At 64.3% G+C, this 18,740-nt stretch carries 20 protein-coding genes and 1 pseudogene; 10 read left to right on the top strand and 11 right to left on the bottom strand.

Annotation, left to right across the window (positions count from 1 at the left end; genetic code table 11):
- Nucleotides 1–200 precede the first annotated feature (200 nt).
- Nucleotides 201–2,705, top strand: coding sequence for a molybdopterin oxidoreductase family protein (locus AC1DN2_RS15770; RefSeq protein WP_476851061.1), 2,505 nt, complete (start codon nt 201–203; stop codon nt 2,703–2,705).
- Nucleotides 2,702–3,163 (top strand): hypothetical protein, encoded by a 462-nt coding sequence (locus AC1DN2_RS15775; protein ID WP_476851062.1) that lies wholly within the window; start codon nt 2,702–2,704, stop codon nt 3,161–3,163. The genes AC1DN2_RS15770 and AC1DN2_RS15775 overlap by 4 nt, the downstream gene beginning before the upstream one ends.
- A 150-nt stretch (nt 3,164–3,313) precedes the next feature.
- On the opposite strand, the gene AC1DN2_RS15780 is transcribed toward AC1DN2_RS15775, so the two are convergent.
- The 3 genes from AC1DN2_RS15780 to AC1DN2_RS15790 are packed head-to-tail and all read right to left on the bottom strand — an operon-like array spanning nt 3,314 to nt 5,862.
- The gene (locus AC1DN2_RS15780) at nt 3,314–3,835 is read right to left on the bottom strand and encodes a hypothetical protein (protein ID WP_476851063.1); all 522 of its coding nucleotides are present in this window, start codon (nt 3,833–3,835) and stop codon (nt 3,314–3,316) included.
- A 54-nt stretch (nt 3,836–3,889) separates the two neighbouring features.
- Nucleotides 3,890–5,584 (bottom strand): monocarboxylate uptake permease MctP, encoded by a 1,695-nt coding sequence (gene mctP / locus AC1DN2_RS15785; RefSeq protein WP_476851064.1) that lies wholly within the window; start codon nt 5,582–5,584, stop codon nt 3,890–3,892.
- Complete coding sequence (locus tag AC1DN2_RS15790) at nt 5,581–5,862, bottom strand: DUF3311 domain-containing protein (protein WP_476851065.1); 282 nt, start codon at nt 5,860–5,862, stop codon at nt 5,581–5,583. Before AC1DN2_RS15790 ends, mctP begins: the two co-directional genes overlap by 4 nt.
- 494 nt (nt 5,863–6,356) lie before the next feature.
- Here AC1DN2_RS15790 and AC1DN2_RS15795 point away from each other — a divergent pair, with 494 nt between their 5' ends.
- Both AC1DN2_RS15795 and AC1DN2_RS15800 read left to right on the top strand, forming a co-directional pair.
- The gene (locus tag AC1DN2_RS15795; protein ID WP_476851066.1) at nt 6,357–6,623 is read left to right on the top strand and encodes a GlsB/YeaQ/YmgE family stress response membrane protein; all 267 of its coding nucleotides are present in this window, start codon (nt 6,357–6,359) and stop codon (nt 6,621–6,623) included.
- Nucleotides 6,624–7,221: 598 nt separating this feature from the next.
- Nucleotides 7,222–7,515 (top strand): YsnF/AvaK domain-containing protein, encoded by a 294-nt coding sequence (locus AC1DN2_RS15800; RefSeq protein ID WP_476851109.1) that lies wholly within the window; start codon nt 7,222–7,224, stop codon nt 7,513–7,515.
- Between the two features lie 419 nt (nt 7,516–7,934).
- Here the strand turns inward: AC1DN2_RS15800 and AC1DN2_RS15805 are convergent, their stop codons facing one another.
- Complete coding sequence (locus AC1DN2_RS15805) at nt 7,935–8,105, bottom strand: helix-turn-helix domain-containing protein (protein ID WP_476851067.1); 171 nt, start codon at nt 8,103–8,105, stop codon at nt 7,935–7,937.
- Between the two features lie 99 nt (nt 8,106–8,204).
- Here AC1DN2_RS15805 and AC1DN2_RS15810 point away from each other — a divergent pair, with 99 nt between their 5' ends.
- From AC1DN2_RS15810 to AC1DN2_RS15820, 3 genes and pseudogenes are all read left to right on the top strand, one after another.
- Nucleotides 8,205–9,071: a sulfurtransferase gene (locus tag AC1DN2_RS15810; protein WP_476851068.1), complete on the top strand. Its 867-nt coding sequence runs from the start codon at nt 8,205–8,207 to the stop codon at nt 9,069–9,071.
- Between the two features lie 122 nt (nt 9,072–9,193).
- Nucleotides 9,194–10,195: pseudogene (locus tag AC1DN2_RS15815) on the top strand (IS30 family transposase); the annotation flags it as partial.
- Nucleotides 10,196–10,699: 504 nt separating this feature from the next.
- Nucleotides 10,700–10,876 (top strand): hypothetical protein, encoded by a 177-nt coding sequence (locus AC1DN2_RS15820; RefSeq protein ID WP_476851069.1) that lies wholly within the window; start codon nt 10,700–10,702, stop codon nt 10,874–10,876.
- 191 nt (nt 10,877–11,067) lie between these two features.
- On the opposite strand, the gene AC1DN2_RS15825 is transcribed toward AC1DN2_RS15820, so the two are convergent.
- Nucleotides 11,068–11,586, bottom strand: coding sequence for an SRPBCC domain-containing protein (locus AC1DN2_RS15825; RefSeq protein WP_476851070.1), 519 nt, complete (start codon nt 11,584–11,586; stop codon nt 11,068–11,070).
- Entirely contained in the window at nt 11,583–11,909 is a 327-nt protein-coding gene (locus AC1DN2_RS15830) for an ArsR/SmtB family transcription factor (RefSeq protein WP_476851071.1), read from the bottom strand. Before AC1DN2_RS15830 ends, AC1DN2_RS15825 begins: the two co-directional genes overlap by 4 nt.
- 567 nt (nt 11,910–12,476) lie before the next feature.
- Here AC1DN2_RS15830 and AC1DN2_RS15835 point away from each other — a divergent pair.
- Nucleotides 12,477–13,412, top strand: a complete 936-nt coding sequence (locus tag AC1DN2_RS15835; protein ID WP_476851072.1) for an alkaline phosphatase family protein — start codon at nt 12,477–12,479, stop codon at nt 13,410–13,412.
- A gap of 473 nt (nt 13,413–13,885) precedes the next feature.
- Here AC1DN2_RS15835 and AC1DN2_RS15840 read toward each other — a convergent pair whose 3' ends face one another.
- The 5 genes from AC1DN2_RS15840 to AC1DN2_RS15860 all read right to left on the bottom strand — a co-directional run bounded on the left by AC1DN2_RS15840 (nt 13,886) and on the right by AC1DN2_RS15860 (nt 17,537).
- Nucleotides 13,886–14,266: a VOC family protein gene (locus AC1DN2_RS15840; RefSeq protein WP_476851073.1), complete on the bottom strand. Its 381-nt coding sequence runs from the start codon at nt 14,264–14,266 to the stop codon at nt 13,886–13,888.
- Nucleotides 14,267–14,394: 128 nt separating this feature from the next.
- Nucleotides 14,395–14,733 (bottom strand): YciI family protein, encoded by a 339-nt coding sequence (locus AC1DN2_RS15845; protein WP_476851074.1) that lies wholly within the window; start codon nt 14,731–14,733, stop codon nt 14,395–14,397.
- Nucleotides 14,730–16,097, bottom strand: coding sequence for an RNA polymerase sigma factor (locus tag AC1DN2_RS15850; RefSeq protein ID WP_476851075.1), 1,368 nt, complete (start codon nt 16,095–16,097; stop codon nt 14,730–14,732). Before AC1DN2_RS15850 ends, AC1DN2_RS15845 begins: the two co-directional genes overlap by 4 nt.
- Nucleotides 16,097–16,423: a YciI family protein gene (locus AC1DN2_RS15855; RefSeq protein ID WP_476851076.1), complete on the bottom strand. Its 327-nt coding sequence runs from the start codon at nt 16,421–16,423 to the stop codon at nt 16,097–16,099. The genes AC1DN2_RS15850 and AC1DN2_RS15855 overlap by 1 nt, the downstream gene beginning before the upstream one ends.
- Before the next feature lie 334 nt (nt 16,424–16,757).
- Nucleotides 16,758–17,537, bottom strand: coding sequence for an alpha/beta fold hydrolase (locus AC1DN2_RS15860; protein ID WP_476851077.1), 780 nt, complete (start codon nt 17,535–17,537; stop codon nt 16,758–16,760).
- Between the two features lie 520 nt (nt 17,538–18,057).
- Here AC1DN2_RS15860 and AC1DN2_RS15865 point away from each other — a divergent pair.
- The gene (locus AC1DN2_RS15865) at nt 18,058–18,222 is read left to right on the top strand and encodes a hypothetical protein (protein ID WP_476851078.1); all 165 of its coding nucleotides are present in this window, start codon (nt 18,058–18,060) and stop codon (nt 18,220–18,222) included.
- Nucleotides 18,223–18,576: 354 nt separating this feature from the next.
- On the top strand, nt 18,577–18,738 hold the full coding sequence (locus tag AC1DN2_RS15870) for a hypothetical protein (protein WP_476851079.1): 162 nt from the start codon (nt 18,577–18,579) through the stop codon (nt 18,736–18,738).
- The last annotated feature ends 2 nt before the right edge of the window (nt 18,739–18,740 follow it).

Here is an 18,740-nt window from a genome sequence, read left to right on the forward strand (position 1 = left end):
CCCGCAGGGCGACTCTGGACTATTTGCAAGCATGCTGATAATTCTGGAACCGTCCGAGGCTGGTGAGGATCCGGCCAAGGGGACGGGCCGGAGCTGAGGCATTTCCTGTCGCGACCGGCAGGGCACAGAGGACGGTCCGCGGCTTCCGCGCCCGGACGCGAACCAACAATGTTCCCGCCTGAAGGTAGAGGAGGAGTGACATGGTCGACCGGATAGCCAATATTTGGGGAACCCGGACCCCGTACTCGCGGGACAGTTTATGGCCGGTCCGGGTGGACCAGGTCCTGGACGACGGCATCGCTGAGGACGATGTTGACCGGTGGGTGCAGTCCGCCTGCGTCCTCTGCAGCAACGGATGTGCCTGCGACATCGCCGTCAAGGACGGCGCGATGGTCGGGATCCGCGGCCGGGCGCAGGATCTGGTCAACCATGGCAGGCTGGGACCGAAGGGGCTCTTTGCCAGCCGCCAGGGTGTGTCGCACAAGGACCGCCTGACGAGTCCGCTGGTCCGCGAGAATGGGCAACTGGTCGAATGCGACTGGGACACGGCGATGCGTCGGATTGTGGACCGGAGCAGGGACCTGCTGGCGGAGCGAGGTCCGCTCAGCCATGGCTTCTACACCAGCGGGCAGCTGTTCCTGGAGGAGTACTACGCGCTGGCCGTGATCGGGAAGGCCGGCATCGGCACCCCGCACATGGACGGAAACACCCGGCTGTGCACTGCTACCGCGGCGGCGGCCATGAAGGAGTCGTTCGGCGCCGACGGCCAGCCCGGATCCTATACCGATATCGACAGCTGCGACGCGCTCTTTCTCTATGGCCACAACATGGCCGAGACACAAACGGTGCTTTGGTCCAGAGTCCTGGACCGGATCGCGGGCACGGACCGGCCCCGGATCGTCTGCGTGGATCCGCGCGACACGGAGGTCGCCCGCCACGCCGATGTCCATCTGGCCATCCGGCCCGGCACGAACCTTGCGCTCATGCACGCCCTGGTCCGTGAGGTGCTGGCCCAGGGCTGGGATGATGCCGGCTATGTCCGCGACCACACCTTGGGCCAGGACGCTCTCCGGAAGGTGGTCGAGCCGTGGACGGCCGAGGCGGCTGCCGCCGTCTGCGGTGTCCCGGCGTCGGACATCAGGGACGCAGCCAGGATCTTCGGCACGTCCGATCGGATTGTCTCCACGGTGCTGCAGGGCTTCTACCAGTCCTCGCAGGCGACGGCGGCGTCGTGCCAGGTCAACAACCTGCACCTGCTGCGCGGGATGCTCGGCCGCCCAGGGTGCGGGGTCCTCCAGATGAACGGCCAGCCCACGGCTCAGAACAATAGGGAATGCGGCGCGGACGGGGACCTGCCTGGATTCCGCAATTGGGAAAGTCCCGATCACATCCAGGAACTGGCCCGGCTCTGGAACGTGGATCCGATGACCATCCCGCACTGGGCGCCGCCGACGCATGCCATGCAGATCTTCCGCTATGCCGAACAGGGCTCGATCGACTTTCTGTGGGTCTCGGCGACGAACCCGGCAGTGTCCATGCCCGAACTGCCCCGGATCCGGAACATCCTCGCCAAACCCGATCTCTTCCTCGTCGTCCAGGACCTCTACCTCACCGAAACAGCACAGTACGCGGACGTGGTGCTTCCGGCAGCCGGGTGGGGCGAGAAGACCGGGACGTTCACCAACGTCAACCGCATTGTGCACATCTCCGACAAGGCGGTTGAGCCTCCAGATGGGGCGCGCAGCGACCTGGACATTTTCCTCGACTACGCGCGCAGGATGGATTTCACGACGTTAAATGGCGGGCCGCTGCTGGACTGGGCCGGGCCAGAGGACGCGTTCGAGGCGTGGAAAAACTGCTCCCGCGGACGCCCGTGCGACTACACCGGAATCACTTACGACAGGCTGCGCGGCGGCAGCGGCATCCCCTGGCCCTGCAACGAGGACCACCCCGACGGAACGGACCGCCTGTACGGAGACGGCGTTTTCCCCACAGACCCCGACTATTGCGAAAGTTACGGCCATGACTTGCTCACCGGCGCAACGGTGGGAGCCCAGGCCTTCCGCGCCCAGGGCGCCGGTGGGCGGGCCCTGTTCAAGACCGCCCCGTTCCACCCGCCGCACGAGGAACCCGACGCAGACTACCCGCTCCGGTATACGACCGGGCGCACCGCGTACCATTTCCACACTCGCACCAAAACGGGCCGCTCCCGGCCCCTGGCCGACGCGGCACCGCGGGCCTGGGTAGAACTGGCCCGGGAGGACGCGGACCGGCTCGGCATTTCCGAAGGCGACCTGGTCCGGGTCACCTCCCGCCGGGGCCGGATCGAGGTCCCCGCACGAGTCAGCGGCATCGCGCCCGGCACCGTGTTCGCCCCGTTCCACTACGGCTACTGGGACACCGGCGGCCGCCCCGGGACCCACCCGACGGCCGCGAATGAACTGACCCTGACCGAATGGGACCCCGTATCCAAGCAGCCGATGTTCAAAAACGCGGCGGTGACCGTGGAGAAGATCGGCGATGCCACCGGACCGGCGCCGGCCCCGACCACCACAGCGTCCCGGCCCGCCGCGGCGCCTGGCACCGCGCCGGTCCCGGCCACGGCCGGCGGCGACGGGGCCCAAGCCACGGAAACAACGGACATCGAACCTGCACCCCAGTTCCCCGACGCGCTCAGAAACACCACGGAGGGTGGCCGGCCGTGAACCTGAACATCTACCTGGGCATGCTCCGTCAGGCCGAGAACACGCTCGCCGATTCCTTCCGCCAAGTGGCCGAGGGCCACGGGGCCGAGCCAGATGTTCACTTCCTCTGCCGCACCCTGGCAGCCCAGTGCGACCGGCACGGGGAACTCCTCGGGCCCGTCGTGCAGCGCTACGGCGAAAACAGCTCCGACAACGAGCCCGAACGGCTCCACGCCCAGGGCCTGGCCACAACCCGGAACGGTCCCGTCGGTCTCCTGCGCGACCTGCAGGACCTCTACCTGCTGGCCAGCCTCGTCGACGTCACCTGGACGATGGTCAAACAGGCCGGGTCCGCGCTGCGCGATATAGAGTTACTCGCCGTCGTGGAGAAATGCGACGCCGAAACGGCCACCCAGCTGCGCTGGCTGCAAACCCGGATGAAACAAGCCGCACCCCAGGCCCTCATCGCAGCACGCTGAGGCCATCGAAAGGGACCACACGGCGGCGTCCGGAAGGATGACCCCAACGGACTCACTGCGATGGAACCCGGGTAGGGGTGCCCCGCCACGTTGCTAACGTTGCAGCGCTGTGGTCCGCAGGTCGAAGGATCGTCGACGAACGTCCGGGTCTCACTGACCGGCGTCGGTGAACCGTTCCGCCGCGGTTTCCAAGAGGAGACCCTCGAGTTCGCGGAGCTGTGCCGTTGCCCGGTCCAGCAGACTCGCCACCTGCTCCTGTCCAACGTGCGGGTCCGTGCGGGACAGGAGACCCAAGGTCCTCCAGAGCAGCGACTTGCCCGTGACGGCACTGATCAGCGCTTCGAGTTCCAATTGTTCGGCTGCGCCGATCCTGGCGTGGAGCGGATTGAGCGGGCCTAGGGACGCGAGGTGCGCCCCTGTCCAGGCGAAGGGCTTTTTGTAGGCCGGGATGCCTAGACCGAGCCCCTCGGTGATGCCCTCCAGGGTTGCCTTGTCGGCACTGATTTCCGTCGCGAGCCGCGCGATGGTACTGCCGCGTGGCGAGTCCTTCCACGTCTTGGCCGCCTGTTCGAAGAGTCGCTCCCCCGCCGCCGCGGCTATCAAGTGACTGTGCAGGTACGCGGCCAAGGAACTCTCCCCGGTTGTGCCCTTGCCGTGCTGTCCGGCGTTCATGGTCATATACCTTTCGTCCCTCGGGCTCCTGTGCGGTCTCGGGTCCCCAGTGACCTAGAACGTGGGGGCGCCGGGTTCAGCGAGCGGCTGCTCGCGCTCGATCTGGGCGATCTTTGGATCGTTCTCGTCGGCGCCGTAGTCCGAGCTGCGGGTGATGTCATTCCCACCAGGGAGCTTCATTGCGTGGAAGAGCAGAGATAGGCCGGTGGCAACCACAAGGTTTATCGCAAACGCCACAACGGCGATGTAGACCTGTATGTCGGTTCCGGGGATGGCCGCGATCGAGCCCCCGAAGTAGGCCTTCGTGACCGGGTTGACCACGTTGTACGCCGCGATGGTGCCATAGATGATTCCGGCTGCCCAGCCGCCGAAAAGCGCCCATCGGTGGAACCAGCGGGTGTAGAGCCCGGCCACGATCGTCGGGAAGGTCTGCAGGATCCAGATGCCGCCGAGGAGCTGCATGTTAATTGCTGCCGACTGGTCCATGGCAATGACGAAAATCAATGCACCGAATTTCACCACAAGCGACGCAATCTTGGACACCTTTGCTTCCTGCCGGGGAGTGGCGTCGGGCTTAATCAGATCGCGGTAAATGTTGCGGGTGAACAGGTTCGCCGCGGCTATCGACATGATCGCGGCCGGGACCAGAGCCCCGATGGCGATGGCGGCCAGGGCGATTCCGGCAAACCAGGCCGGGAATTGATCCAGGAACAGCTGCGGGACCACCAACTGCGGGTTGACAGCGCCGTTCACGTCAACGGGATTGGTTCCGGCGAAGATGGCCACGTAGCCCAGCAGAGCCAAGAACCCCAGCATCAACGAGTACAGCGGCAGCACCGCGGCATTCTTCCGGATCGTATTCCTGCTCTTGGTCGCCAGGACGCCCGTGATCGAGTGCGGGTACATGAAAAGCGCCAAGGCCGAGCCCAGAGCCAGCGTCCAGTAGGCCGAGTAACTGTTCGCGCCCGGAATGAAGACTCCAGTGGGTTTACCGGTGGCAGGGTTGACCGCAGCGAGTTTCGCCTCGGCAGAGTCGAAGATGGGACCCCAGCCGCCGAACTTGATCGGCAGGTAAATTACCGCGACGATCACCGCCAGATAGATCAGCAGATCCTTCACAACGGCGATCAGGGCCGGAGCCCGCAGGCCCGAGGTGTACGTATACGCGGCCAGGACCACGAACGCGATGATCAGCGGCAGGTCGGTCAGCAGTACGTTCTCCGCACTGCCCAGGCCCAGCACCGTGAGCACGGCCTTGATTCCGACTAGCTGAAGCGCAATGTAGGGCATCGTCGCGACGATGCCGGTGACGGCGACGGCAAGGGTCAGCGCCCTGCTGCCATAGCGGCCGCCGACGAAGTCGGCCGGCGTGACAAACCCATGCCGGTGCGAGACGGACCACAACCGGCTCATCAAAAGGAACACGATCGGGTACAGAACGATTGTGTACGGCACCGCGAAGAATCCGCTGACGGCGCCAGTGGCCCACATTGCAGCCGGAACGGCCACGAAAGTGTAGGCAGTATACAGGTCGCCGCCGAGCAGGAACCAGGTCACCCAGGTTCCAAACCCGCGGCCCCCAAGGCCCCACTCGTCAAGGCTGTGCAGCCCTGTCCCCTCTCCCCGCCGCCACCGCGCAGCCACGAACCCCAAGACCGCCACCAGGACGAAGAGAATGATCACAATGGTCAGTGGAACCCAGCTAATGGGCCGGTCCGGAGCGGCCAGCGGCACGGCTGCCCCGCTCATCGCTCCTCCTCATCACCGGTCACGCCGCGCACGGATTCGCGCCGGCGGCGATCCTCCTTGCCGACCAGCCAGTAGGAGATCCCCACCAGGGCCGAGGTGATCGGAATCCACATCATCTGGTACCAGTAGAAGAACGGCATACCGGCCAAACGCGGCTCACCGACAGAATACGCGGGCACATACAACGGAATCACAATGGCGATGGCCAACAGGATTCCGGTGACGACATATGGACCGGGTCTGGCCGGCCCGCGCGTTGGCACATCGGGACTGGACATCGACGCCTCCTCATTGAGACGGGCCCCCGGAGCGGGAGGACTTCCCGGGACGTGCCGGCGGCCTGTGGACCGTCTGTCACAGCGGTCTTTACACACAGGATAGACACTGGATTTATTCTCCAACAGGGCAAATGCATCCGCCTCCGACGGCGAGGAGCAAGCCAACAGCGGCGCCGATGTCCCCAATTCAGGTTGGTTGCCCAATCAGCCCCCCACGCCAGACTTCAGGCCGTCGACACGAGCTGAATACGATCCGCCAGCCGATCGACGCTCAGCTACGGTTTGGCCTTGTCCGCCACCGCGCGGGACCGTCTGGCATGAAAGGGTCGCCCCGGCGGAGTCCCAACGATCCAGTCTGATCTGTGAGGCCACTAGCGGCGGATATTGAGCACTGACGCGCCACCGCCCACGAGGTATTGCGTGCTACTAAGCATGCTGATTAGATCTTGATATCGGCCGCATTCCACGACCGGCAACCGAAAGGACGGACAGTCATGGGAATTCTTGCATTCCTCATTCTCGGCCTTATCGCAGGAGCTATCGCCAAGGCGGTCCTTCCCGGCCGGCAGGGAGGCGGCTGGGTGATCACACTCGTAATTGGCGTCGTGGGCGCCATCCTCGGAGGCTGGATAGGTTCGTTGATCTTCGGCGGAGGCCTCGCTGACTTCTTCGATTTGCGGACCTGGCTCCTCTCCATCCTCGGGGCCGTTATTGTGCTCTTGATCTATGGCGCCGTTGCCGGCCGCAGAAGCAGGGCATAAGGTCCACCGGCCCATTGCTGCCCCTGCTCAACCAAGGCGCAAATGTTCTTTCAGAGGACGGAGAATAGATCGGCTCCATCGGCCAGGCCTTCGTGGACAACAATGACGGACAGCCGAGCTGGGTAACCGCCAGGACGGGCCTATTCGGAATGTCCGAATCCTTCGTACCCCTGGAAGGAGCCCGAACAGAGGGAAATGACATCGTGGTCCCCTACAGCAAAAACCAGGTCAAGGACGCGCCGAGGATCGACGCCGATCGGCCACTGGAGCCTGCCGAGGAAGGCCGGCTCTACCAGCACTATCAGCTCGACACCGGACGCACTTACACCGAGGCGACGGCAGATGCGGCAGATTCCACCCCCGACCCCGGAACGCAACGCACCGGGACACCGACCACCACCGGGTACAACGCCACCACCGACGAGACCTTGGCCCCCGCCACACAAGACACCACCGCAACAGACCGCAGTACTCCCCCTGCCGCCACCGGCACCCCGGATACGACGCCACCGCGCCCACCACTGAAGACACCACAACCCGGCCCCAGCCGCGCCCGGCAGGGGGCGGCGCCGAACAGCCGGCCGCGGGCGGGGCACGCCTGCGCAAATACGTCACCTCGGAATACGAAACCAGGACCGTTCCAGTGCAGCGCGAAGAAGTACGGATCGAGCGAGAACCGATTACGGAGGAAAACCGCAACGACGTAGCGGACCGTGCGGACGATGAGAACGAGATCATCCTCCACGAGGAACGAATCATCGTCACCAAGGAGACTGTCCCGGTCGAACGGGTCCACATCGGCACGGAAACGGTCACCGAAGACGTGACCATCAAGGAGAAGGTCCGCAAAGAACACATCGACACCGAAGGACCCGAGGAGAGCGGCGGCTAAACCCTAGAACCAGCAAATGCCCCCAGGCAGGAACAGTCGCACTTGCCTGGGCGTTGGATCGAGCCCGTTGGAATAGGATCGGGCCTACCTGCGCCTTGGCACTGAGCTCCATTTCGGTGGCGCCAGGGAGTACTTGAGCACCGGTTCCATTGCCCCGCATTGGGACTAGTCTGTTGGCAAGATCTTCATAGAGGAGGGCCCTCATGAGCGCCTCTGACGAATTGGCCGCAATCGAAGCGGGGTCGTCGACAAGAACGTCCGGGACCGGCCCTACCTCCTGAATATGCCAGTCTGATGGGTGCCCGCCAGGACGGCCAGACCGGCACCCACCGGCGGGACGTGCCGGACATTCGCGGACGAGGGCTGGGCGGACCGCTTGGATGTCATCGCCGCGTTGTCGGGATCGCTCTCCGCGTTGCCTATATAAGGTATCGGTAGACCGTGGCGCGGGATGCTCCGAGCATCTTGCCGATGTCGCGGGCGCTGATTCCTTTGCCCTTGAGTTCCTTGGCCCTGGCAGCGGCAGCGTCGTCCACTTTGCGGGGTCTTCCGCCGTGGCGGTTGTTGGCGGCGGCCAAGACGTGCGGCACGTTTCCTGGGCACGGTGATCGACCGGCTTACGGGCGCCTGCCGTGGTGCGGCGCATCCTCTGCAGAATGTCCACATCATAGAACATTTTTGCTCAAATTATGGACACATCCTCTAGCCTGCACTGTATGGACGACAGCCGGATAACCCAAGAAGATCTTCCACCCTTTATTGATGCCGCGTGGCTCGAGGCGAACCGACGTAACGTTGTCACCGCTGATGTTCGCTGGTACCTCGACGGCGGGTCGGGCCGTGCAGCGTACGACGGCGGGCATCTTCCAGATGCGGTGTTCGTGGACCTGGCCGCATGGCTGTCGGGCAATTCGGGACCACACGGGCTGAACCCGCTTCCCGACTCTGAAGTGTTCGCACATGGAATGTCCTCCTTGGGAATCGGCGACGACACGACCGTCATCGCCTACGACGACGCGGGGGGAGTCATCGCCGCGCGGCTCGTGTGGATGCTGCGTGCGCTCGGGCACCGGGCGGCGTTGCTCGACGGCGGGATTGCCGCATGGACGGGACCGCTGGAGACGACGCCCGTGGAGCCGGCGCCCGCGACCTTCACGCCGTCTCCGTGGCCCGAGGCCCGTCTCGCCCAGCTTCAGGACATCACCGCAGGGGCTGCCGGGATCATCCTCGACGCCCGCAATGCCGACCGCTTCGACGGAAGCGTCCAGCTGCCCACCGATCCCCAAGCCGGACACATCCCCGGCGCAGTGAACGTCCCGTGCCGTGGGAACCTCGCCCCCGATGGACACCTGCGCCCGATCGCCGAGGTCCGACGAGCGTTTGCGAAGGTTGGGATCGAAGACGCGACTGCCGTCATCTCCTACTGTGGCTCAGGCGTCACGGCCTGCCACAACCTTCTCGCTCTCGAGCATGCAGGACTCGGCCGCGGCCGTCTCTACGCAGGCCGGTGGTCAGAGTACGGAGCCGAGCCTCGCCGCCGAGCCGAGCTTGGCTGACAACCGACCTACGATGCCCGCTCGGGTCGAAACCACGACCTCCATCCTGAAGAGTGGAGACAGTCTCAGTCTGGCCCGGTAAGGGATCCTTGGGTTCTTGCGGTGATTGCAACACTTAGCGGATGGGTGTTGTCGTGGCGAGGTATTCAATTTATGTAAGACCGGATCTTCTGCAGCTGTTTTGGGCCGGGATGCAGGCCGGYGATTTCATCACKGACGCYGTTGYGCCGATCRATACRAGCAGGCGGACYGGKCGCCGGGTCCTGGYCGARGCCGGGGGTGTCAGGCCACGCCGSGGCCGGGATCTGAAGGGYAGGTGCCTGACCTTCGCCCAGCGTGAAGAGATCGCGGTGMTGCGCGCCCAGGGRCACTCGCTGCGCCGGATCGGGGYCGTGATCGACMGRTCKGCCTCGACGGTGTCCAGGGAGCTWCGGCGCAATTCGGTGGCCGGGTTGCCCTRCCGGGCRACRKCGGCYCACGCGYTGGCGTATGAGCGGGCTKCGCGGCCGAAACCGKCGAAACTGCACACGAACACGGTGTTGCGTGCGAAGGTGGAAGAGGACCTGAAAAAGAAGTACTCGCCGGAGCAGATCGCAGGACGCCTGCGGGTTGAGTTTCCCGATGAACCGGAGATGCGGGTGTCACCTGAGACCATTTACCAGTCCCTCTACGTTCAGTCCCGCGGAGCACTCAACCGTGATCTGGCCGCGTGTTTACGCACCGGACGTGCGCTCCGGCAGCCCTGCAGGAAGGCCGGTCAGCGGAAGAACCGGATCCCGGGGATGGTCAATATCTCCGAGCGTCCCGCGGAGGTTCAGGACCGTGCGGTGCCAGGGCATTGGAAGGGTGACCTCATCATCGGCAAGGGCAACCAGTCCGCGATCGGGACCCTCGTGGAGAGAACCACCAACTACACGATGCTCGTTCACCTGCCGGATAGATACAAAGCAGAACAAATGCGTGACGCCCTGGCAGCCAAGATCAAGACGCTCCCCGAGGCGCTGAGGCATTCCCTCACCTGGGACCAGGGCATCGAAATGCAGGACTGGAAAACCGTGAAAGTGGACGCCGGTATCGACATTTACTTCTGCGATCCGCACTCACGCTGGCAGCGGGGCATCAACGGGCCTAGTTGTTGCATGCGAAACGGAAGGCAGTCCCGAGTCCTATCCATTCCAGGTGCTTTTTGACTCTGCAGGGGGCGACGTGATGCCCGGCCGCACGCCGGTTGAGGAGAGCGTGCGGCCGGAGTCTTTGGGTCGAAGGCGGAGCAGGGGTCGGCATTTCGGGGCTATTTTCAATGTCCCTCTTCGCGCTGAGAACAGCCTGAGAGCCGACCCTCCACTGTCCCGCATCCCACCGGCCGGACCGGAGCCGTCAGCCCACACGTTTAGGTGGTCGGCCCGGGCGGGTTCCCACGCCACACCCGGGTCAACCACCGCCGCGCGGCGCGCCCCACTGCGGGCGGACGGCCACGGCTTGCAAAACCTACCTCCGCACCCGCCGCGCGGCAAGGGCCCGAGGCCCACCGGATCAGAGTGCCCGCGCTGCATCGACGCATGGGAGAGCCCCGCAGCTAGTGTTGACGAGAACGAGGCAAATAGAATCTGGCTGGAGGTCACGGTTGCATGAGCGAACCTCCAACGTTGAGTTTTACTCTGACGTACGCCGCCACACTTGGAGTGGCGCTGCCATTCTTCCTGGCTCAGATCATCGCCATGAGCGCACTACTGGCCTTGGCCGGAATCAGCGCTGCGCTGGCCGGGACAGTCCAGTCCATGGCTCGGCTCCTGTCACGGTTCTGATGGTTGTGTCACGTATTTCTGGCCCCTCGAGGGCGGTTGAAACTTGCCCCACCCTGCGATGACTGGGAAGTCTTGTCGCGGGCCCGTCTTCGGTGCCTCATCGACTTGGGGTCTCAGTCAGGGCGCCGCGGACGAAGGAGTTTCAACGTTGGAACCCGCTGGGGGTTGCGACCGGCAGATCTGCCGTCGTGCTAGGTGAGCCTTGCGGCCAGCTCCTGGTATGCGGGGTGGAGTTCTTGCCACCGCACCCGTGCGTCGCAGCGGTCACGTCCGGCGAGGTAGGCGGCGAGATCTTCGACGTGGATCTGGTCTCCTGCCCCGTAGGCGGCGATCTGCTCCAGAGGCAAGCCGCGGTCCTCAATAACCAGGATGGTTTGATCGCCGTCAGCGCTAAGCGTCGCCTCGATCACGCCGTCCGGTTCGTCTGGGGCCGTGGTCAGAATCCGGAGCCACTGTGGGGGCTGGCACACTTCCACACGACAACTGCCTTCCCACCCGCTGGCAAAGTAGCGGGCCCTGAAGTCACCGCCCTCGCGAAGATCGCCTTCTACCTCGCCGAGCCAGCGGGCGAGACGGCCGGAATCGGTGAGCGCCGACCACACGTCCTCCCTATCGGTGTCGAACCGGACCTCAAGTCGCACGATGCCGTTGCCCTCCACCGCTCGCAGGGTGCCCAGCGTGCGCACGCTTCCAGGGGTGTTGTTGGTCACGGGGTGCTCCTTCGCTCACGCTTGCCGCGTGCTATTTCGGTGTGCAGGACATCCAGCCGCTGTTCCCACAGGGCCACGTATCGATCCAGCCAGTCGTAGATCTCAGTGAGCGGCTGTGGGCGGAGGGAGTAAACCCGCCGTTGCGCTTCTTGGTGCACCTCGACCAGACCCGCTTCTCGCAGCACCCGCAGGTGCCGCGAGACACCCGGGCGTGCAATCGGCAGGAGCGCTGCCAGTTCACCCGCGGTTGCCGGGCCGTCAGCAAGGGCCTCCAGCATTCTCCGTCGGCTATCATCCGCGAGGGCCTTTAGAGCGGCTTCCATGACCCTTTTGTACCAAGTCGGTTACGTACCAGTCAAGGTACTTAAGCCGCCTTCGATTCCATCCGGACCGGCCTTCCGCCGCATCCATCCACTGGTGAATCCAACGCTGAAGGCGGTCACAGGTAACCGTCGCAAGTGCCCGGCGGGTCACCAAGTGGGGCCAGAAATAGCCGTCCTGTCTCTGGAAAACGTGCGGGGGCCCAGCCGTGGAGTCCCGAGCCCGAGAGGCTTCACAGGGCTTACTCAGGGGCTACAGACACAATGTTGATTCTGGTGTGGAACGGTAGACGCCACTTGACACCTGGCCCATTGGGAGCCGGGCCAGAGAGAAAGCCGGAACCGATGAGCCAGAATGTCGCAAAATTCTTGGGCCGGAGCCGCGCGGCACGACCGGCGGCGCTGATTCTTGCTGCAATCCTCGCCGTGGCGGCCACGGCTTGTGAGCCCACCCCGCCAGGAGGCGGGCCATCGCCGGGCCAGGGCAAGACAACGGCCGCCCCCGGCACTCCTACGACAACCCCCTCCCCACAACCCACACAGGCCTCGGGGAAACCCGGCCACGTCTTCGTGATCAACCTGGAGAACCACGACTACAACGACGTCTGGGGCCCCGAGTCGGCGGCCACCTACTTATCGAAGACCCTGCGCGCACAGGGCGTGCTGCTCTCCCAGTACTACGGGACAGACCACAACTCCCTCCCCGACTACCTGGCCCAGATTTCCGGGCAGGGCTCGAACGCCATGACGCGCGCCGATTGCCCTGTATATGCCGAGTTCCAACAAACCGGGACATCCGAGGCGGGCCAGGTGCAGGGTACCGGCTGTGTGTACCCCGCTTCGGTTCCCACCCTTGCAGGCCAGCTCAGTTCCGCCGGCAAGACCTGGAAAGGCTACATGGAGGACATGGGCACGCCCTGCCAGCATCCCGAGCCCGGCTCCACGGACGACCATCACAAGGCGAAGGAGGGCGACCAATACGCAACGCGCCACAACCCGTTCGTGTATTTTGACGAAATCACATCGTCTCCGGACTGCCCGAACAACGTGGTGGACTACACCCACTTCGCTGATGACCTGAAGTCCACGGACACGACACCGAACCTTTCCTACATCACACCCAACCTGTGCAACGACGGACACGACAGCCCCTGCGTCGACGGCAGCCCGGGCGGCCTCGAAAGCGCCGACAGCTGGCTGCAGCAGCAGATCCCCGCCATCCTGGACTCCCCCGCCTACAAACAGGACGGGGTGCTGGTCATCACCTTCGACGAAACCGAAGCCAAGACCTCCGGCCCGTCGGGAGTCACCGGAGGCACCGCGGGCGGCCGCGTCGGCGCACTGGTGATCTCCCCGTTCACCAAGGGCGGGACGACGTCGGACACGATGTACAACCACTACAGCCTGCTCGCCAGCATCGAGGACATCTTTTCAGTACCCCGGCTCGGATACGCGGGGGCACCGGGCCTGAACAGCTTCGGCCCGGACGTCTTCAACGCCCGGTAACCGCCCGCGTCACCGAACCTCCACATTGCCGTTCCCCGATCCGGGGCTCCCACAGTGCAAGAAAAAGCGCAGCTTCAGAACCTACTGTTGCGTTGTGGCACAGCAGCCCAGTCAGGGGCACGCCACAACGTCATTTCACCCTCAGAATGACGAAGCGCACCCCAGAGACCGGCTCCACCTCCCTTAAAGATGGAGCCGGTCTGAGCGGACCATGGAAAAACGCGCGGAGCGATGCCCTGCAGCTAGCGATCGACTTCGCCCAACGACAGCTGAGGACACCGGAGGAACTTGATCTCGACTTCGATCTCAGTGACTAGGAGTCGCGGCGCGACCTATGCGGATGGGGCCCATGGTCAGCGGAGCGTGCGCAGGTACCGTGGGCGCACGATTCGCTGCCCGATTCGACGGAGTGGGTAGGGTGTCCGCCAGGGTTGGTGTGAGGCCGCCGGCGTCGGTGAGCACCCCGGGCGGGGTCACCCCTTTCCGATTTCTTGTAGCGCCCACGAGTTGCCGTCGGGATCGCTGAAGTACGCGAACTTGACGCCTCCCATGTCCTCTATTTCGGTCACGGCGGCCCCGTGCTTGATGAGTTGGTCGCGCGCCGCAGCGATGTTTTCGACCACTAGGTGCAGGCCCTTGACCGTGCCGTCGTCTGGGCTGCTGTTGGCCATTCCGGCGCCGATGACTATGGAGCATGCTGAACCGGGTGGCGTGAGCTGCACGATCCGCATGCCGTTCCCGGGCTGCACGTCATGATCCAAAGTGAAGCCGACGGTGTCCGTGTAGAAGGTCTTACTCCGCTCGACGTCTGCTACCGGCAGCGGCACCAGTTCCAATTTCATTGGTACGCGCATTTACCTCTCCTAATTTTCGTCAAATGACGCTTGGATCTTGGGGTGAGCCTGTTCCAGCTTCCTCTGCCCGGTTGTGACGAGGCGGTACGGCGCAACTCTGATCACACAACTATTCAAGGCCGTGCGGGTCAGGGGTCGATCCGGCGTATTTCGATCGGCCAAAACTTGGCCTCTCCGAATTTTCCGGCGATTTCCACGGCGCGGGCCATGCCCACACAGTCGACGATGTAGTAGCCGGCCACGATTTCCTTGGTCTCAAGGTACGGACCGTCGGTCACGGTGCAGGTGCTGCCGTCACGTCTTACGAACTTCGCCTCTTCACCGAGCTGATGTGCCTCCACGAACTCACCGGATGCCCTGAGTTCCTGCTGCAACGAGGTATGTGCCTGCATGATCGCCTCGATTTCGGACGGGGAGAGTGCGTTCCAGGTGTCAACGTCGTTGGGGATCAGCATGAGGTGTTTCATTTGTACTCCTTCGCGGCGGTGCGGGGATCGGGTGGGGATGGGGACCCGGCGCTTGTCTCGGCCAGGCGTTTGGAGAGGTAGCGGCGCTCGGCCTCGGAGGGAGCGAGGTCACGGGCCCGCTCATACTCGAAGCTGGCCTCTGACTTTCTGCCAAGGCGGCGCAGGAGATCAGCCTTCGCCGCGGGCAGGAGGTAGTACCCCTCGAGGGACCGTGTCCGGTCCAGCTCGTCGATGAGGTCAAGTCCTGCTTCCGGTCCCTGAGACATCGCGACGGCAACGGCACGGTTGAGCTCGATGACCGGTGACGGTGCAATGTGCGCCAGGCGGTCATACAGCTGTGCCACCCGGGCGAAGTCCGTGCTGCCAGAGTCCGGGGCGATCATATGGCAGGCAGCAATGGCGGCCTGCACACGGTAGCTACCTGCTCGGGAACGGCGTGAAACGCCCATTTGCTCCGCGGCCGCCAGCAGCGCCACAGCCTCCGCGACCGCAACCTTGTCCCACAATCCGCGGTTCTGCTCCTCAAGGGTCACCAAGTCCCCTGCGGCGTCCGTCCGCGTCCCCCGCCGGGCATGGTGGAACAGCATGAGCGCAAGGAGGCCCAGGGCCTCAGGTTCCTGCGGGGACCCGTCGAGCAACACAACCAGCAGCCGGGTCAGGCGAATCGCTTCCCGGGCGAGTGGTTCGCGGATCAGTAAGTTGCCCCCGGTGGCCGAGTACCCTTCGTTGAACATCAGATACAGCACGGCCAGGATTCCGGCGGTGCGTTCGGATATCAGCTGCGGCGGCGGCACCCGGTATGGGATCCCGGCATCGCGTATCTTCGCCCGGGCCCGAACGAGCCGTTTGGCCATGGTTGCTTCGGAGACCAGGAACGCGCGGGCGATCTCCCCGGTCGCGAGTCCCGCGACTGTGCGCAAGGTCAGGGCCACCCGGGCCTCAAGCGGGAGGGCCGGGTGGCAGCAGGTGTGAATCAGCCGCAGCGTGTCATCCTCTGCCGCCGTCCCTATGCCGGCCTTGTCTTCGAGCCCTTCGAGCTCGGTGAGAATGGCGAGTTCACGGACCGCCCGCCTTTCGCTGGCGGCGCTCCGCATGCGGTCGATTGCCTTGTTCTTGGCCACGGTAGTCAGCCACGCCCCGGGATTCCTGGGAACGCCGTGCTCCGACCAGTCGACGAGGGCCCTGGCGAACGCATCCTGGACACAATCCTCGGCCAGGCCCCAGTCGCCCGTCACGCGGATGAGGGTTGCGGTGATTCGTGCTGCCTCACCGACGGACGCGGCCTCCACGACGGCCCGCACGTCCGTCAGCTCCGGCGCGTCTTCCCTACCCTGATCATCAATGCCGGCCTCGGGGCGAATCACTATTCCCCGAGCGGCCACACGGGCCTGATCTCGATCTTGCCGAACCGGGCCATGGGGTGCTTGGACGCCACCTCGATAGCCTCATCAAGATCGGCACAAGCGATGATGTCATAGCCCGCGATCCATTCCTTCGTCTCCGCGAACGGCCCATCCGAGACCACCACTTCGCCCCCGCGCACCACTACCGTGGTTGCGTCCTCGACAGGACGCAACCTGTCACCGTGACGGGCGACGCCCCGCGCCTCCATCTCGGCCCCCCATTCGACAATGTTGTCCTCGGCGGCCACATATTCCGGCGCTGTGGGATCGCTACAGATGAAAAGCATGTACTCCACGACGTCTCCTTCTTTCGTTAGTTACATCAGCACGACGACCGGGGAGCCGCCAAAAGGACATCTGGTGGGAAATTCTTTTCCGGGGCCATCCCCACGCATTCAACGCCAGGGCTCAGCACGAACTCAAGGCGGCGCGGATGTCCCAGACCGCGAACGGCTTCCCGTCCGGGATGAGATCACGTCGCCACGAGGGACGATGTCCAGTATCGTCGCGCGCCCGGCGGGAACATAGGCTCTACATAGGCTCGGGGTTCTCACCATCGGCCGAGTGGGTTAGCCTCAACGTCGTTTTCCAAGTTCCCGCCGTATTGGGGTCGATGGCAGCCTAGGCTGGGGCGCCGTTGAAGAACTTGATCAGGACCGGTGCGACAGCATCGCTGGCGACTGCGTGGTCCTGGCCTTCCAGCTTTTCTTTTTTCATGCCAGGAACGGCTGCGGCGACGGCATTGATGGCATTCCCGGCCCAGGAAGGGCTCGCACCACCGTAGATCCCGAGCGTGGGAACCTGAATATTCGACAGCCTCTCCGGGACGCTGCCGTCGGCCGTGAGGGTGAGGTCATACGGCAGGGTCTGGGCAACGCTGAGGAGCGCGGGCCACCACGGCATGGTTTTGATTCCTTCGTCGAAGTCAGAGCCGGTATGGCGGATGAACAGTTCCACGGCGGCTTCCCGGTCTCCCCCGTTCAGTGCCTCCTGGACCCGGTCCCTGAAATTTTCCCAAGGTTCTTCGGGGGCATGCCCGGTCAGATATGGCGGCTCGTAGGCCGCCAATTTGGAGATGCCCGCTCCGGCAGCCGCTGCTTCAAGAATCAGGATGGCACCCGAGGAATGGCCGTAAGCGTAGGCCGAACCGCCCGCCGCGGCTATCAGCGCTTCCAAATCCTCTAGTTCACGGCCGGGACTGTAGGGAAGGGTGTCGGAGCTCTCGCCTCTCCCCCGACGGTCATAGGCGTACACGGTGAAGTGCGGGGCCAGCCAAGGCACCAGCCCGTCGGCCGAACGCCGGCTGTTCAATGCACCGCCGATAATGATCAGAGGTGGTCCTTCACCTGTCCGTTCGAAGGCGATTTTCGTGCCGTCGGCCGAGCTCAGAAAGTCAATCATTTGCGCGTCCTGTTCTTCAGTGCCGGATGTCGGGCCGGTTCGGGTGAATGCTGAAGTTCATGCCGTCCCCGAACGGAAAACTCACCGTAACATCCCCTCCCTGTAAGCAGCAGAGGCGGTGGATAAACGGATCCGTGGGTAGCGGCCAACGAAACCCGACCGCGGTCCATCAAGACCCGCGACGGCATCGCAGATTCCGGCGCTGGCGAGCAACCCGAACAAGAACTCGTCCATCGTGGACAACAACCAAGAAATGTCGCAGACACAGTCAGTGCCCGATTTGGACCGAGCCTGCGTCGGACACCATTGGAACCTCTAGCTGGCCGCGCCAGCAGAGGCCGTCACAGGTTGGAGCGCGGCGGAAACCACCATCTGAGTTCGGCGGGAGTGTCTTGGGTGGGCTTCTCGCAACCGAGTTGGGCCGCCTGACCCGACGTTCCCTCGCGCCAGGCGGCCATCTGCTGTCGGCTCAGTGCGCGCCCGGACCGGGATGGACCGCAGCTTTGCCTAGACTCGGTGAATGTCTGAGATCGCAAATCTGAAGGACAGCGCCGAACACCGCTGGCCGGCCGTAATCGGGCTGCTCATCGCGCTGGGCCTCTATGCCGCCCTTCCCAGCGCCTTCCTGCCGGCCATCCGCTACACGGTGGTGGGAATCGGACTCCTGATGCTGATCCCCCGCTGATCCTCAACCCCCGCCGCCTGCACAAAGAGACACGCTGGTCCAAACGATTAGCGACGAGCCAGGCACTCCTCCTCGTCGCCGCCAACGGCGTCGCCCTGGTGCAGCTCATCATTCTTCTGACCGACTCCGGCAGCGGCGACGGGCGGCGCACGCTCCTTCTGGCAGCACTGCAGATCTGGGTAACGAACATCATTGCGTTCGCCTTGGTTTCTGGGAAATGGACCGCGGCGGACCGGTCGCACGGCGCAATACCCACCGGGGCAACCTCCCGGCCGCGGACTTCCGGTTCCCCCAAGACGAAGACCACGACGCCGTCACGGAAGTTGCGACACGGTCCGCTGGGTCGCTTCTTTCGTGGATTACACCTACTTCTCCCTGTCCAACTCCATGGCCTTCAGCCCCACCGACACCATGCCCCCGTCGCCGCGGACCAAAATGATGATGGGACTCGAAGCCGCCGGAGGCTTCGTTCTCCTGGCCCTCGTGATCGCCCATGCCGTCCCCCTGCTGGGCTAAGC

Source organism: Arthrobacter sp. 01L42, from assembly GCF_056400005.1.